The sequence below is a fragment of the Runella sp. CRIBMP genome (assembly GCF_009905605.1).
In the GTDB taxonomy this organism is placed as follows: domain Bacteria; phylum Bacteroidota; class Bacteroidia; order Cytophagales; family Spirosomataceae; genus Runella.
In genome coordinates this window covers 36,168-51,734 of sequence record NZ_JAAAKZ010000028.1, presented here as the reverse complement: position 1 = coordinate 51,734, position 15,567 = coordinate 36,168, and the positions used below count along the sequence as shown (strand labels likewise).

Annotated in this window: 13 protein-coding genes; 6 read left to right on the top strand and 7 right to left on the bottom strand. The window is 46.5% G+C overall.

Annotation, left to right across the window (positions count from 1 at the left end; translation table 11 throughout):
- Together GVN20_RS28555 and GVN20_RS28550 are read left to right on the top strand one after the other, a co-directional pair.
- On the top strand, positions 1–1,977 hold a 1,977-nt coding region (locus GVN20_RS28555), incomplete at its 5' end, for a beta strand repeat-containing protein (protein WP_409033854.1).
- 274 nt (positions 1,978–2,251) lie between these two features.
- On the top strand, positions 2,252–4,651 hold the full coding sequence (locus GVN20_RS28550; RefSeq protein WP_166561611.1) for a TonB-dependent receptor: 2,400 nt from the start codon (positions 2,252–2,254) through the stop codon (positions 4,649–4,651).
- Positions 4,652–4,714: 63 nt separating this feature from the next.
- Here GVN20_RS28550 and GVN20_RS28545 read toward each other — a convergent pair whose 3' ends face one another.
- Entirely contained in the window at positions 4,715–5,119 is a 405-nt protein-coding gene (locus GVN20_RS28545; protein ID WP_166561610.1) for a putative toxin-antitoxin system toxin component, PIN family, read from the bottom strand.
- Between the two features lie 6 nt (positions 5,120–5,125).
- Positions 5,126–5,338 carry a hypothetical protein gene (locus GVN20_RS28540; RefSeq protein ID WP_166561609.1) on the bottom strand — a complete coding sequence of 71 codons (213 nt, stop codon included), beginning with the start codon at positions 5,336–5,338 and terminating at the stop codon, positions 5,126–5,128.
- Positions 5,339–5,501: 163 nt separating this feature from the next.
- Here GVN20_RS28540 and GVN20_RS28535 point away from each other — a divergent pair, with 163 nt between their 5' ends.
- Complete coding sequence (locus GVN20_RS28535) at positions 5,502–6,740, top strand: voltage-gated chloride channel family protein (RefSeq protein WP_166561608.1); 1,239 nt, start codon at positions 5,502–5,504, stop codon at positions 6,738–6,740.
- Positions 6,741–6,747: 7 nt separating this feature from the next.
- Here GVN20_RS28535 and GVN20_RS28530 read toward each other — a convergent pair whose 3' ends face one another.
- From GVN20_RS28530 to GVN20_RS28515, 4 genes are all read right to left on the bottom strand, one after another.
- Positions 6,748–7,614, bottom strand: coding sequence for a DUF4249 family protein (locus tag GVN20_RS28530; RefSeq protein ID WP_166561607.1), 867 nt, complete (start codon positions 7,612–7,614; stop codon positions 6,748–6,750).
- Between the two features lie 41 nt (positions 7,615–7,655).
- Entirely contained in the window at positions 7,656–10,418 is a 2,763-nt protein-coding gene (locus GVN20_RS28525; RefSeq protein ID WP_166561606.1) for a carboxypeptidase-like regulatory domain-containing protein, read from the bottom strand.
- 23 nt (positions 10,419–10,441) lie between these two features.
- The gene (locus GVN20_RS28520) at positions 10,442–10,924 is read right to left on the bottom strand and encodes a hypothetical protein (RefSeq protein ID WP_166561605.1); all 483 of its coding nucleotides are present in this window, start codon (positions 10,922–10,924) and stop codon (positions 10,442–10,444) included.
- Positions 10,925–11,051: 127 nt separating this feature from the next.
- Complete coding sequence (locus tag GVN20_RS28515) at positions 11,052–11,675, bottom strand: PepSY-like domain-containing protein (protein ID WP_166561604.1); 624 nt, start codon at positions 11,673–11,675, stop codon at positions 11,052–11,054.
- Between the two features lie 202 nt (positions 11,676–11,877).
- Between GVN20_RS28515 and GVN20_RS28510 the strand changes: the two genes are divergently transcribed.
- The 3 genes from GVN20_RS28510 (at position 11,878) to GVN20_RS28500 (ending at position 15,029) form a co-directional block, all read left to right on the top strand.
- Positions 11,878–12,474 carry an RNA polymerase sigma factor gene (locus tag GVN20_RS28510; RefSeq protein ID WP_114460520.1) on the top strand — a complete coding sequence of 199 codons (597 nt, stop codon included), beginning with the start codon at positions 11,878–11,880 and terminating at the stop codon, positions 12,472–12,474.
- Positions 12,475–12,545: 71 nt separating this feature from the next.
- Complete coding sequence (locus GVN20_RS28505) at positions 12,546–14,138, top strand: hypothetical protein (protein WP_166561603.1); 1,593 nt, start codon at positions 12,546–12,548, stop codon at positions 14,136–14,138.
- A gap of 102 nt (positions 14,139–14,240) precedes the next feature.
- A complete protein-coding gene (locus GVN20_RS28500) occupies positions 14,241–15,029 on the top strand; it encodes a Rossmann-like and DUF2520 domain-containing protein (protein ID WP_166561602.1) in 789 nt (262 codons plus the stop codon).
- Positions 15,030–15,036: 7 nt separating this feature from the next.
- Here the strand turns inward: GVN20_RS28500 and GVN20_RS28495 are convergent, their stop codons facing one another.
- Complete coding sequence (locus tag GVN20_RS28495; RefSeq protein ID WP_166561601.1) at positions 15,037–15,564, bottom strand: CvpA family protein; 528 nt, start codon at positions 15,562–15,564, stop codon at positions 15,037–15,039.
- Positions 15,565–15,567 lie beyond the last annotated feature (3 nt).

The window sequence follows — 15,567 nt, the reverse complement described above, 5'->3', positions numbered from 1 at the left end:
ACCGATGGTAGTGGAAACTTTAGCACCGCCAACGCCACCGTCACCGTCGAAGATAAAATCAACCCCACGGCCATCGCCAAAAACATCACCGTGCAGCTCAACGCCGCGGGAACTGTCACCATCGCCGCCGCTGATGTAAACAACGGGAGCACCGACAACTGCTCAGTAGCAACATTGTCACTAAGCAAAAGTACATTTGATTGCAGCAATGTGGGAGTAAACTCAATCGTACTGACAGTTACTGATGGTAGTGGAAACTCTAGCACCGCCAACGCCACCGTCACCGTTCAGGACGTAACCAAACCCACCGTTATCACCAAAAATATTGCAGTGACTTTGGGAATGGGTGGAACCGTAGACATTACCGCTAACGACGTTGACAATGGAAGTAGCGATGCTTGTGGAATCTTAACCAAAAGCGTATCACCATCTTCGTTCAACGCGGCAGGAAACTACACCGTAACCCTAACCATTACTGACGTCAATGGGAACAGTGATGAGCGCACCGCCACCGTAAGCGTAAACAGACGCGCTACGACCCTCACCTATTCGGGAGCCTCAAGCGGTCAGTACTCAGACCCAGTTGTTATCCAAGCTACGTTGATTGATAATCTGACTAATACGCCCATCAGCGGCAAGAATATCTCCTTCACGCTCGGAACGCAGTCTACTTCGGCAACAACCGATGGCAGCGGGTTAGCCAACAGTTCGATTACCCTCAATCAGGCCCCAGGAAATTATACCGTGGCTTCTGCTTTTGCTGGCGACGGTATTTATGGCGCAAGCTCTGACAGCGATCCATTTACAATCAATAAAGAAAACGCAGTAGCTACCTATACAGGGGCGATGTTTGCTTCAACGGCCAACAGCACATCAAGTACCGCCACTGTTACCTTAGCGGCTACCATTCAGGACATTACCGCCGTAATAGGAGATGCCAATTATGATCCCAATGCAGGTGATATCGCCAAAGCTACTTTCGCATTTAAAATTGTAGAGACTGGTGAAATCATTCCTGCCACGATTGGTTATGTAACTCCTAGCGATACAAAAACAGGGACCGCCACTGCCACATTCAACGCAAACATTGGAAACGCTCCCTCAGAATCTTATACTGTCCAATTACTTATCAACGGTTACTACACTGGCCAAAACTATGAAGTTATCACCGTATCTAAACCCCTCAATGATTTTATTACGGGTGGTGGTTATCTTATTTTGGCAAACTCTGCGGGTGTTAAAGCGGGTGACAATGGAACACGCAACAACTTCGGGTTTAACGTAAAATACAATAAGAGCGGCAAAAACCTGCAAGGCAATATCAACACCATCGTAAGACGGATGGAAGGCGGGGTAATGCGTTACTATCAGGTAAAAGGCAATGCCATGACCTCTCTAGCCGTACAGCCGACTGCCGCAGGTGGAACCGCAACTTTCAACGGTAAAGCAAACATTCAAGACATCACTGACCCGCTCAATGTCATCGCAGTAGACGGAAATGCAACGCTCCAAGTTGAAATGACCGACAACGGCGAGCCAGGTTCAACTGATATGATCGGCATCACGGTTTGGAATAAAAGCGGCGGCTTATGGTTTGCCAGCAACTGGGATGGTGTAAGAACGACGCAAAAAATTCTGGGAGGCGGAAACCTCAAAGCAAGTGGCGGAACAGCCGCGCGTGTAGCAGCGGAAGAAGTGATTCCAGTAGAAGAACTGGCATTGGATGTAGTTATTGCACCCAACCCTGCCGCCAATCAGGTAAAAGTAATGCTGCAAGGCTGGGGCCAAACGCGTAACGTCCGTCTTCGTCTGACCGATTTCACGGCTACTAGCTTGGGTGAATGGAATGTAGAACTCAGCAATGGCAGCGGTAGTACTATCCTAGACCTGAGTTCACAACCACTGGGTTCGTACTTGATTATCGCCGATGGTGAACAAAAACGACTTACCAAGAAAATCCTCAAAGCGGGCAACTAAACGATTTTTATACTACTTTCCTAAACCTTCACTTTTACCCTACGACGCTGTTGGATTCTTCCAGCAGCGTTTTTTTTGTTTGCGGCATAGGGGTATCAAATCACTGCGGTGTCTTATTCCCAAACAGCCACGAAAACAAATGACTTTTACATTCACATTTTTAAGTACACATTTAATCTAAATCATTCGTCCCAAGTCAGCCATTTACGCTACGCAGACATTCCTGCGAAAGGGATTTTATTGCCCAAATTTTCGTAAAACCAACAGCACAGTCATGCAAAACAATCGTCCATTTACGCAACTTTATCGGAAACAAAGCCTGTTTTTTTTGGCTTCGTTCATCCTCCTTCCCTTCATTTATTCTTTACACGCCCAAACCCTCACCCAAACCATTAGAGGCGTTATTTTGGATAAAAATATCCAAACACCTATCGTAGGCGCTACCGTGGTGCTGGTCGGCGCCACTCCTATCAAGGGCACCATTACCGACGCTGAAGGCAATTTTCAATTAAATCAGGTGCCTATCGGTCGTCAAACCCTCAAAATCACGTCGATGGGCTACAAAGAAATGCTCATGAGCAACGTGATGGTCAATGCGGGCAAAGAGTTGATTCTGAGCGTTGGATTAGAAGAAGACATTACGCAACTTTCCGAAATCACCGTTAAACCAACCGTCGAAAAAGACAAACCACTCAACGAAATGGCCACCGTTAGCGCACGGACTTTCTCGGTGGAAGAAACCCAACGCTACGCCGCTGCCATCAATGACCCAGCCCGCATGGCCACGGCCTACGCGGGCGTGGTATCGGCCGACGATGGCGGCAACAACATTGTCATCCGAGGCAATGCACCCAACGGACTTTTGTGGCGCATGGAAGGCATCGATATTCCCAATCCCAACCACTTTTCGAGCTTGGGCGCGGCGGGCGGCGGAATCTCCATCCTGAGCGCACAGGTACTGACCAATTCTGATTTTTTGACGGGCGCTTTTCCCGCCGAATACGGCAATGCCCTCTCGGGCGTATTTGATTTAAAATTGCGTAAGGGAAACAACCAAAAACGCGAATACACGGTTCAGGCGGGCCTTTTGGGCTTGGACGTGGCGGCGGAAGGGCCTTTTTCTAAAAACTACAAAGGCGCTTACCTCATCAATTATCGGTATTCAACCCTCGAATTATTGTCCAAATTGGGACTTCCAGTGGGGGATTTTGCCCAACGCTTTCAAGACCTTTCCTACAACATCTCGTTACCTACCAATAAGTTTGGCAAGTTTACGCTGTTTGGTTTTGGCGGCCTGAGTAGCACCCTTGGCACCCCGAAAGCCGACTCTACCCTGTGGCAAACCGAGAGCGACAAACGTTACGATGAAAATTTCAAATCCAATACGGGGGCTTGGGGCGCAACGCACTCTATCAACCTCAGCAAGCAGGCATTTCTCAAAACAGTGGTCTTGTATTCTGCCTATGAAAATGGATTTCAGCAACGGCGCTACACCTCTGAATACATCTTGGAGCCTCGGTATGACACAAAATATACGCTACGCAAATTGGCCCTCACGAGCACGCTGAATTATAAAATCACGGCGCGACTCGCCTTGCGGGCAGGGGCCATTTGGAGTCATCAAGCCTATGATTTATTCCGTGAATCTTGGAATGGCGAGCAGAAAAAAATGGAACGTTTTTTGTCTTCCGACGGCCAAACCGCTACGCTTCAGGCGTATGCACAGTTCAATTATAAATTATCCGAAAAACTCACCGTCAACCTCGGCGTACACACGTTGGCGTTACTACTCAACAACAGCCGTTCAATTGAGCCGCGCGGTTCGCTCAAATGGGATTTGGCCCCCGGCCAATCGGTGGCGTTTGGGTACGGAAGTCACAGTCAGGTGCATCCGTTGTCGCTTTACTTTTATTCCAACAAACTACTCACCGACACGGGCGTTGAGTACCCCAATCTCAATACCGATTTTACCAAAGCCCAGCACTTCGTACTTTCTTACGACCGACTCCTCACCGAGCACACTCGCTTGAAAATAGAAACGTATTATCAGTCGCTCAACAACGTTCCAGTCAGCGCCGACGAACGGAATGCGTTTTCGCTACTCAACGTAACCGACGGCTTTGAGCTGCGCCGCTTGGCCAACAGCGGTAAAGGCCGCAACTATGGTCTGGAGCTAACGCTGGAACGCTTTCTGCACAACAATTTTTACTACATGCTGAGTGGGTCGGTGTTTAAATCCGAGTACACAGGCTCGGATGAAATATGGCGTAGTACGCGTTTTGACGGCGGCGGCGCAGGAAACTTTTTAGTAGGCAAAGAATGGCTCCTAGGCCACAGCAAAAACAATGTACTGGGCATCAACCTCAAAACTACGTACGTAGGCGGTTTTCGAACCACGCCGATTGATTTGGCCGCTTCCCGCCGAAGAGGAGAAACCGTTTTGGTAGAAACAGAAACGAATTCCCAAACTTTAGACGCATACTTTCGTTCAGATGTGCGGGTAAGTTGGAAACGCAACCGTAACGGCTTCACAAGCACATTATCCCTTGATATACAAAACGTTACCAACCGACAAAATATCTTCGGGCAGTATTATGACTCCAACTTGGATAAAATCAAAACTGCCTACCAATTACCACTTATACCCGTGTTAAATTATCGTGTAGAGTTTTAGAACTGAACTAATTTACCCCCAGAAAAAGAGAATTTAATGGCAAATCTGCTTTTTCTGGGGTTCTTAAAACAGCATTTGAAGAAAATTCTCCGCCCTGAGAGTCTCAATTGGAGGAAAAGGAATAGATGTTAAAATATCGTAATGATGGTCGTTTGTGACAAGGTAATCGGCTCCACAAGCTACAGCACAATCGCAAAATTTATTGTCATCCGGATCAATTTCAATCAATTGCCAATTGTAAAAAGGTTCAATACCATGTACATTGGAAAGATTAAGTAATTCTCGAAGCTGTAAATTAGTGCGTTCTATTCCTAACCTTTGACTGATTTGCTCTTCATACTCGGTCAAAATTTCGTTACTTACATACAAATCAAATCTTTTATTTAACAACGCCTGATAAATGGGATAATACTTTGAATGGGAAGGCAAAGCAACAAGTAAAACATTGGTATCCAATACAATATTCATCAAACATTACTGGTTTGGGTCATTCAAAATAGCTTCCATATCTTGATCCGTCCAATTGTTTTGCGCCCAAGCTTCATCGGCAAATTGAGTGAGTCGTTTTGCAAAATACTGTCCAATCAGCTCTTTAATTTGCAATAAATCTTTTTCATCTACCTGATGCGCATACAAGCGTAACAGCTCAATTTGGAGATTAGTAAGTGGTTTTTTGGCAACTAACATACTTTCAAAAAATTATTTCATAACAAATATAACACAATTGAAATACAATTCTTTCACTGGGTCTCCCCACATTATTATCAGTCTCTCATTATTTTTATAACCGTCTATCTTCCGAAAACCTTATTTTTACGGGCGTATCTCATTTTACCTTGTTTTGGCACGAATGACTGAACCCACTCCCTCTCCTTATTCTAAAATAGCTCAATTCACCACCGTTGTTTTTGTCGCAAAATGGCTATTTATGTCGTTGATAGTAGGCGTTTTAGCGGGTTCAGCGTCGGCTTTCTTTCTGGTTTCGCTAAATTGGGTTACCGATTGGCGCGAATCACATCAATGGATCATCTGGTTGCTTCCGCTCGGCGGCTTCATTGTCGGTGCTACTTACCATTATTTTGGGCAGGAAGTAGTGAAAGGAAACAATCAATTGATTGAAGAATTTCATAGTCCCAAACAAATCATTCCGCTCAAAATGGCCCCTTTGGTGCTTTTCGGAACCCTCGTTACCCACTTTTTTGGGGGTTCAGCGGGGCGCGAAGGTACAGCCGTGCAAATGGGCGGAGCCATTGCGGATCAGTTTAGCAAACTGTTCAAACTCTCGCCAGATGACCGCCGAATTGTCTTAATCATCGGAATCAGTGCGGGGTTTGCGTCGGTTTTCGGTACCCCACTTGCAGGAACGGTCTTTGCGTTGGAAGTATTGATTGTGGGCAGAATGCGCTACGAAGCCCTTTTGCCAAGTTTATTAACGGCACTCATCGCCGATTACACCTGCCACGCATGGAACGTAACCCATACGCACTACGCCATTCCGTACGTGCCAACGCTACACGCCGACACGCTTTTGTGGAGTATTTTGGCGGGCATTTTATTCGGTTTGACCGCGTTGGCATTCTCCAAAACGGTGCATTTTTGGGGCACTTTTTTTAAGTCTAAAATCGCCTACCCTCCGCTGCGGCCCGTTCTGGGCGGCGTTGTGATTGCGGTAGCTGTATGGGCCTTAGGCACCACCAAATACATCGGCTTGGGCATTCCGACGATTGTGGCCTCTTTTCAGCAGGAATTACCCGCCTACGATTTTCTCCTCAAGCTACTTTTCACTACCTTCACGTTGGGTGCAGGATTTAAGGGCGGCGAAGTCACGCCGCTGTTTTTTATCGGAGCGGCCCTCGGCAACGCCCTATCGCTATTTATTCCTCTACCCATGGCGCTTTTGGTAGGGATGGGGTTTGTGGCGGTCTTTTCGGGCGCTACCAATACCCCCATTGCCTGCACTTTGATGGGCATTGAGCTTTTTGGCGCTGATTGCGGTGTTTTTGTCGGACTTGCCTGCGTCGTGGCATTCCTCTTTTCGGGCCATTCAGGGATTTATAGCTCGCAGGTCGTAGAGGGTTCTAAACATTAAAAAAATTTCAATACTTATTTACCGTAAACAACAGTGTGTCAGCATTTATACCCGTAAAAATCCCCAATCCGTTGGTGATTGCGGTGGGGGGTGTGCTGATGTTTTGGGTCGTCGTTCCTGCCGACCGGTACAAGGCCGCGTAGTCGGGATTGAGTCGATACAGCACGGCATAATGTTTCCCGAAATACTGAAACGATTGGGGTTGAATGATTGATACGCTAGCGGTGGTCGGCTCATTGTTAAACCGCCGATTGATAAACCGAAACGGATTCGTGCCAGTCGTATCTGTCGGTAAAATCACGATGGATTCAGGATTTGCTTCTGTGTTGATAAACGCAATAAAATGGTACTCCCCGTTGGGATTGTTCCAAGTAGCTTCAATGGGCGTGCGGTCTTCCTGGAAACCACCCGGCCCGCCAAAGCCCCCGCTACCTAAATTGATTTGGGTACGATTCACAAAGTTTTTACTTAAGGTAAAACCCGTCGGTCGCGTAGGAATCACCGTAGTGGCCGAAATCGGCAGGCCATTATAGGTAAAATCTAAAGTGTAAGTCAAACCAAATTTGACCAATTCAGTACTTTTGGAAACGTACCGCCCTTCTCCTACCGACTCCAACTTAAAGATACTTCCATCGCTCACTTTTATTTGGATAGCTTGACCGTCAATCGGACGGGCCAAAGAATCGGCGGCATCTGCCGACTCAGAGTACCCAATCACGGTCATCAGGGTCAAACTAATGGGTTTGCCCGGCGCTAGAAAGGCCTCAATTACGGGTTTTTCTACCGAGCTGATTACCGTATTCGTCTCCGTGCAACTCCCTAACAAACAGACAATTCCTGTAATAAACATGAGCGTTTGTATATACTTTTTCATTATTTTCAACAATTAATAAACGACTGATGATAAACTGATTACTAACGCAATTTCCAACTGATGGTAAGGTTGGGTGTAAACCCTAAATAATTGACGTTGGTGGTTTGAAGCACACTCTCATCGCCTTCAGTGATTACTTCAAACCGTTTGTACCAGACGTTTTTGCGGTTGTACAGGTTAAACACCGACAACCCTACACTCCCCCAACGAGCATTGTAAGTAGCTGAAATATCTAAACGATTGTAGGATGAAAAACGGCTCGCGTTTTTGTCGGAAGGCATCGTAAACGACCGAACAGAACCGTCTAAAAGGTTGATTTGATACGCCCCCACAATCGAAGTATATGGACGCCCCGAAGAGATGATTTGCGTAAGGGCAAAATCTATGTTTTTCCAGCGATAAGAGCCGATAAACTTAAACTGGTGTCGCACATCTTGGTCTGAATAATAGGGTCGCTCCGAAAAAATGGTCACATCCCGAACCGCCTCGGAGAGCGTGTATCCTATCCATCCGTTAAATTTGCCAAATTTACGCTGCACCAGCACGTCCATTCCCCGAACGGTCTCATCTCCGTTAAAAAACGTTTCCTGCACGCTCAGTCCTTGGCGAATCTGCGGCACAAAACGCAGGGTATATTCCGTAATTCCTACATTGTTTTTTTGATAGAGTTCAACATCCACCAAATACTCTCTGAATTCATAGCTTCCGCCTAAAATCAGATGGTTGGACTTCGTTACGGGCAACGCGTCGCCATCGGCCAACAGCCAATAACTGCGGTTGCCTTGCGTCAAATCTTCACGATTGATTTGTTTGGCAAATTGATAATAGCGCCCCAAGGCCATTTTGAGTTTTACGCGCTCGTTCAAAGCATAGGTTGCGCTCAATCTCGGCTCCATGTACCATTTCTTCGTCACATCAAAATAGTTGGCCCGAATCCCCGGTTTGATTAACAATCTGGTGTCTAACAACCGAATTTGATCCTGTACATAAAATGAAGTAATGGTTCCCTTATCGTTTTTACTCAACACATTAACGGTGTCGTTTTGGACGTAATTATAATGAATGGTATTGGCCGTGGCATGAACCCCAAACTCCAATTGGTTGTGGGGGGTAAGTTTATATTCAAAATCTATTTTAGCCGTAAAATCCTTTAAATCATTGGTTTCCACCTGACCGATATTAATATTTCGGGTGGTCGCGACGGTGCTATCGGTAGCGGGTATGGTATTGACTACGCTCCGGGTATTGTCGCGATTACTGTAAAAATTGGAGTAACTGACCAGCATATTGCTGTAAAGTTTATCGTTCCAGCGTCGCGACCACTTCACACTGCTACCCAAATTTCCCCACGCCGACACGTCATTGGTGGAGGTAGAAGCCCCAAAGATAGTTTGTCGCCCAAAATTGAAAGATGACGCCGACGAATTATCCATTTTGTCGGTGCCGTTGTAAAGGCTCCACGTTACAATGTCTTTCTTCGAAAGATTCCAAGTAAGTTTGGCGTTTAGGTCATAAAAATAAGATTTTGCGGTTTGATCTTGCGTGGCATTGTTTCCAAAACGCCCTGGTCCGCCGGGCCGTCCGCCCAATCCCGGCTGGGTTACATTTGTCTGACGCTCTGATGTAAACGTACTGAATATTTTCTCGTATAGCGCCCCCTGATACGAGCGCCGCGCCGCAATCAACAGCGTTGTTTTTTTATTGAGGGGCGTTTCAATGAAGCCATTCATGCTCAACAAACTCAGGTCGGCTCCTATGTTAAACTGGTTCTTATTACCGTCTTTACCCGTAATTTCGGCCACTGCCGAAATCCTACCGCCAAATTTGGCATCAAAACCGCCCTTGTATAATTGTATGTCCTTGAGGGCGTTGTAATTAAAAGCGGAGAAAAACCCAAATAAGTGGTCAACGTGATAGACCGTAAAACCGTCGTACAAAACCAGCGTCTGGTCGGGTGTGCCACCTCGCACGTACAAACCCGACGAGGATTCGTTGGAAGCACTCACACCGGGCATCAATTGGAAGGCCCTGAAGGGGTCGCGCTCACCGATGTTGGGCAATTTCGCCAAGTTCTTGGGCGTCATTTTTATCATTCCCACGATTTCATTGGCCTTCAACACTTCGGTTTTTTCACCCATGACCATGACCTCTTCCAACTCCTGCTCACCAGGTTCGATTTCGATGACGAAATTTTGCAGGGGTGTCTGCGGTGAAAGATGCACAGTAGTATTTTTGTAACCTACATAACTGACCAAAATTGTTACAGTATCTGAGGGTACTTTTAGGAGTGTATAATATCCGTCCACGTTGGTCTGCACGCCAATTTTGCTGCCCACCACCGCTACGGTCGCGAACGGCATACTTTCGTTGGTTTTTCGTTCCACGACCTTGCCCATCAACGTAAAATCGGTGCGGGTTGGCTGCCCCCGATACCGCGTATCAAATTCTTTACGGCCATTTTGGAGTACCTGCGTTGCCGTTTTAGGCACAATCTGAATGACGTTGGCATCATCAATGTAAAACGTCAGGTCTTTGGTCTCTTTCAACGTTCCTTTGATTCCATCCAACAACTTGGTATTGTCAAACCAGTACGAAACACGGTACTTTTTTACCAACTCAACATTGTAACCAATCTTGAATTTGTATTTTTTCTGCAAATCTGCAATGACCTCATTCAGCGGTTTATTGTTATAAAACTCATCTTTGATAATCATCGTCGCTACTGAATCAGCGGGGGTTGTTAAGGTTTGGGCGTGGGAAATCAGCCCCGCCATCACGAGGAGGATGGGTAGAAATTTTCTCATAAGTTGAAAGGTGTAGCCTTTTTTTATAAACTTTTTGTAGCTGCTATTTTCACCGTAACCTGCACGGTATTTCCCGCTTCATCAGTGTCGGGATAAGTCTCTTGGAGAGATAGGTTTCCATTGCCAATTTGGCCCACGGATGTGCCTGCATTTAGCATTTCAAAATTTCCGTTTCCAAGCGCTTTAAGCTCAATGCTGTCGTAAGTATCGTTGTAGGTTTGCATGGTTCCGGTGCTATCGCGCTGAGAGATGCTTAGTACCACAGTAAGCGTGCTTGCAGCTTTTTTGGCTACATCAAACGAAATCGCAACGTTTTCCTTGATAAGGGCATTGGTCAGGTCAATGCTTTGAGCTACGCCATTAATGGATTCGGAATAAGTGGTGGCAGAATAAGCCCCAATGACCTGATCGGCGGGGTCTGGTTCGACCTCATTGTTGGTACAACCAGAGAAGATAAGCATAAGCGCCAATGCGCTGATTGACAGAGCACTTGTGAAAGTTTTCATAACTGATAATTGGGAAGATTGGGTGTGATAAAAAATTGAACTGAGAATGGTGGGGATAAAAAAAAAAGAGGTTGAATCTCCTCATTCGGGGTGAATTATCGCCCAAAATGAGGAGATAAATCAATGACTATTTACCATGCTTTGAGCGTTTTCCTTTTCCTTCAGGATGGGCAGGAGGGGTTGTTGCCTCAATAAATGCACCGTCAGCCGCAAATTTTAATACTTTAACGGCAGTATCCAATTTGACCGCCACGTAAAATTCGCCTGCTTCATTCTTGCCTGCTTTCTTGATTTCGTAGCCTGCATAGTTGGCGGTGATGTAGGTCGTGATGGCCGCTGGCAAAGCTGCTGTTTCTACCTTCGTCAATTTGGCGCCTTTACCGTATTTTTCAAGGGCTTTGTTGAAAGTCCCGTCGGCGTTGAAGAGCAATCCTTTGGATGTGCCATCGGCTAATTTAAGGCCTACCACAATCTTACCTTCAGTGTCTTTTCCAGCAAACTGAATTTCAGACCCCGCATAGTTGGTAGTGATATACGTTGTGATAGCAGCGGGCAAATCAGCGGCGGCTACTTCGGTCAATTTACCTTTGCATTTTTGTTTGGTAACGGTATCCGTCACCGCCGCACTACGCGCCGCCGACAGTTCGACCATTTCGGTCAAATCCTCATCTACGGCATTGACTTCGTCGCGGTTACAGCTCACTAAAAACAATCCAAACAGCGCAAACAGGATAACAAGTGATTTTTTCATGGTTCTCTTAAAATTAGTTAAAAATGATTGATTTCAGAGAGCATTACGCCAGGATATTCGGGAGCGTGGCATAAAAAATCAATTATTTTTAAAGAAAAAAAAATACGTACATTGCTGCAACGCGCCACCTCAGCGGCGCGTATTACGGGTATGTGGTAATTGTTTAGAGAGCAGCTAATCACCATCCAAAAACGCTACAACCTTGTTTTTTAGAAAGAAAACCAACTTTACGGAAGATGACCTAGAAGACGTCATTCGAGCGTGTTTGAACAACGACGGGCGCGCGCAGCGAATGCTTTTTCAACAGTTTTTTGGGTACGCAAAAGGCATAAGTTTGCGGTATTCGTCGTCGATGGAAGAAGCCGAAGAGATCCTGAATGAAAGCTTTTTAAAAGTTTTCCAACACCTCGACCGCTATGACCTGAACCAACCCTTCAAAGCTTGGCTGAGAACCATCGTGGTCAACACCGCCATCAGCTATTACCGTAAGAATCAGAAGTTTCACGGAGAGATTGGGTTAGACAATATCCACGAACCTTCGATTGACGAATCGGTCATTGATCAGATTTCGGCCGAGGAGATTTTGGCCTTGGTGCAACAGTTGAAGCCCATTTATCGTACAGTATTTACGATGCACGTTGTCGATGGCTACCAGCTCCGCGAAATTGCCGATGTACTCAATTTTAACGAAGCAACCGTACGCTCTCATTTTGCTAGGGCCCGTACGCGGCTTCAGGAACTGGTCAAGCAATCGTACCCTTTCTTTGCGGAAGGCAATGCCGACCAGAAATTTAAGTAGGCACCATAATTATTCGTTGCATTGGCAACCATACACAAAAAACTAAGCGCGGTTGCGCACCAAAACAAACAATGAAACCCGAGAAATTTGACGAAGCTATACGCCGAAAGTTAGAAGGGATTCAACCTAGTTTTCAGGATGAAGATTGGGCGAAATTTAAGGCGTTCAAAAACACCCATGCCCCCGTTTCGTTTGTACAGCGATTCGGGCGCTCGATGCTCTACACGGCGGCCAGCGTGGCGGCGGCAGTGATGGTATTCGCGAATGTGTACCAATACCGGCAAAATCAGCAGTTAGACCAACAGGTTGCCAAATTAAAAACGCAGCTCGGTCAAAAACAAGATGCCCCCGTGCGAACTTCGACGCGGGTCGATACGGTATATATTACCAAATACATTTCTGTCGAATCTAACCAACCTCAACCTGACGCCTATGCCCAAACTTTACCTCAATCGAATGAAAATGAACTGTCGAACGATGGTATAGCGCCTGATGATGCCGCGCCTATTGCTGGAGGACTAAAAAATGTCGGCAAAATTATTCGGCAAAATCCTAATGAACGCATCAGCGAAGCCTTTGAGCGGCCGACAAATGCTGACCAAGCTGCAACGGAACCCAAAGAATCAACTTCAACGCTGGAAAATGAAACACCTGCCAAACCCGTGAAAAATGCGTTCAAAGAGAAAATCACAAACAGCACATTTTCGAAAGAAAAAGCAGGTAGCGCTCTACGAACGTTGAAATCACAAACAACGGTGGCGCAGTCGGGCAGCGTGGCCAACAATAAAAACGCCCCAAAATTGGAACAATCAGGCATCATCAATGTCGCAACTGAACCAACAACGCCTGTTGAGACCGCTAACAACGCAGTGACCAGTCAAATTGAACTGTCACCATTGGAGCCAAATCAAGCCGAAGAATTGGACGGAGTACAACCCGCCGAAATTCACGTAAAACGCTACGCATATGCGGCATTACAGAATAAATCAGCTTCTTCTGCAACCACAAATGAGGCAAAGACCACGCCACCTCCACCGTCCATTTCGTTACAAAATGTCCGCTTCCGCGTGGGAGGAGGTTTAAATATCGGCGATAAATACACGGGCTACGGCCTGATGACGAGTGTTTTATTGGGTAAATACTGGAGTCTTGATGTAGGTCTGGCCAAAGCAAAAATCACAGGTCCGCAGTATTTTACGGAAGATATTTTTAAGGCAAAAACAGGACGTCCGTTCCAAACGTGGCACAAAGCCGACGACCTACGCCCCCCTTTGATGCCTCCGCAGGTGTTTGACATCAAGACCGACGTCACCCTTGTACGCCTTCCCATCAGCCTTACTTACCGTTGGCCAATCAAGGATGGCTTTACGCTTCTTTTCTCTGGCGGCACCAACCTCAATCTATCGGCTCAGCAGAGCTATCGTTTTTCTTATAAAGAACGCAACGATGAATTTAAGGAAAAGGAAGGTAATTTCAGTATCAAACCAGCAGTTTCCAATGACATCATGATTGCCACGGGAGTTGAAAAACAGTGGCGGAGCTTGGCTTTTCAGGTGGAAGCCTACGCGGCTCCTTACCTCCAAAAACCCGCCTATCTTACCGATAACCGCAACCTTGGGGTACGATTTAAAATTTTGTATCAGTTTGGCAAAAAACAAATCTAAGTACGTATTTCCTGCCTAATCAACCCAAAGACCCGTCTGGCTACGTAGCCGACGGGTTATTTTTTTATCTTTGACGGTCACTCTGTTTTCCTGTAACTTACTATGCGAATTTCATTTGTCGGGGCTGGCAACGTAGCTTGGCATTTAGCACAGGAGCTTGAACATGCCGGCCACCATATTGTAGAGGTTTTCAGTCGCGATACCCGCAACGCTCGCCGCCTAGTCAATAAATTGTATGACACTACGGTAGCCCCCGATTTGGACTTTGCCGAAAGTGCCGCCGAGCTCATCATTTTGGCAGTGGCCGACGACGCACTCGACGAGGTCATGCAGCGTCTGGTGTTGCCAGAAGAGTGCATTCTTGTGCATACCTCTGGCACCAAAACCTTGGAAGAACTCGAACGTTTGGTTGGTATTTATAGCGATGTTCCCGCCCATACAGGGGTATTTTATCCGCTTCAGACCTTCAACAGAGAAGTGCCCATTCAGTTTACGGAAGTACCGCTTTGCATTGAAGCCTCAACGCCTGCTACTGAATCCATCCTTATTAAATTGGCGCAAGACCTCAGCAACGTGGTGTACATCATGAGCTCCGAAGAACGGGCCATCATGCACGTGGCGGCGGTGTTTGCCTGCAACTTCACTAACCATCTTTTTGCCATTTCAAAACGAATGCTAGACGCCGAGCATCTGGAATACGATTTGTTGAAACCCCTCATTCGTGAAACCGTCCGAAAAGCCCTAGAGGTCCCCGATCCCGCCATGGTCCAGACGGGCCCAGCGCGGCGCGGCGATCATCAAATTATCGAACGACATTTGGATTACCTTGAGCGCTACCCCGCTTATCAGGGTTTATATGAAGTATTGACCGAGAGTATCATGAAAAAGTAAATGCACATTAAGCATCACCTCTTCCCCATTCGCGAATCAAATTTCCACCCACCGGAATCCAGTCTGAGATTACACTGATGATTTGGGGAGCAATAGGAACGGTATAGTCATACAGAAAGCTTTCGATGCGGTATTTGGGTGGTATCTGAATGCCTACTGTGCTTAATAGCCAAAAGAAAACACTGATGCCAAACACCCAAGTAAAGATACCCACGGCCGCCCCCGCAAGGTTGTCGAGGGTACCCAGCAAAGTATAACGCAGCATAGAGCGCATAGAATACCCTAGGCGATTGACCATAAAAACGGTCGGGAAGAAAATAACTGAGAAACCGACAAAAGGCAGGAAGCGTCTTACCAGCTCTGCGGTAAGATAAGGTGCCAGCAGGTCGGTTCCGAATCGCAGAAACTTAAAGCCTACAATCATGGCTATCACAAAGGCAGCCACTCCCACAATTTCAATCAGGAGACCTTTGCGATAGCCATTAAACGCCCCCCAAGCAAGGGGGATAATAATCAATAAATCTAATGTGTTCATTCG

Excerpts from the sequence above, each read along its gene's own strand:
- GVN20_RS28550 (WP_166561611.1), top strand. The coding sequence starts at position 2,252 with ATGCAAAACAATCGTCCATTTACGCAACTTTATCGGAAACAAAGCCTG.
- GVN20_RS28545 (WP_166561610.1), bottom strand. The coding sequence starts at position 5,119 with ATGAATATTGTATTGGATACCAATGTTTTACTTGTTGCTTTGCCTTCC.
- GVN20_RS28540 (WP_166561609.1), bottom strand. The coding sequence starts at position 5,338 with ATGTTAGTTGCCAAAAAACCACTTACTAATCTCCAAATTGAGCTGTTA.
- GVN20_RS28535 (WP_166561608.1), top strand. The coding sequence starts at position 5,502 with ATGACTGAACCCACTCCCTCTCCTTATTCTAAAATAGCTCAATTCACC.
- GVN20_RS28530 (WP_166561607.1), bottom strand. The coding sequence starts at position 7,614 with ATGAAAAAGTATATACAAACGCTCATGTTTATTACAGGAATTGTCTGT.
- GVN20_RS28525 (WP_166561606.1), bottom strand. The coding sequence starts at position 10,418 with ATGAGAAAATTTCTACCCATCCTCCTCGTGATGGCGGGGCTGATTTCC.
- GVN20_RS28520 (WP_166561605.1), bottom strand. The coding sequence starts at position 10,924 with ATGAAAACTTTCACAAGTGCTCTGTCAATCAGCGCATTGGCGCTTATG.
- GVN20_RS28515 (WP_166561604.1), bottom strand. The coding sequence starts at position 11,675 with ATGAAAAAATCACTTGTTATCCTGTTTGCGCTGTTTGGATTGTTTTTA.
- GVN20_RS28505 (WP_166561603.1), top strand. The coding sequence starts at position 12,546 with ATGAAACCCGAGAAATTTGACGAAGCTATACGCCGAAAGTTAGAAGGG.
- GVN20_RS28500 (WP_166561602.1), top strand. The coding sequence starts at position 14,241 with ATGCGAATTTCATTTGTCGGGGCTGGCAACGTAGCTTGGCATTTAGCA.
- GVN20_RS28495 (WP_166561601.1), bottom strand. The coding sequence starts at position 15,564 with ATGAACACATTAGATTTATTGATTATTATCCCCCTTGCTTGGGGGGCG.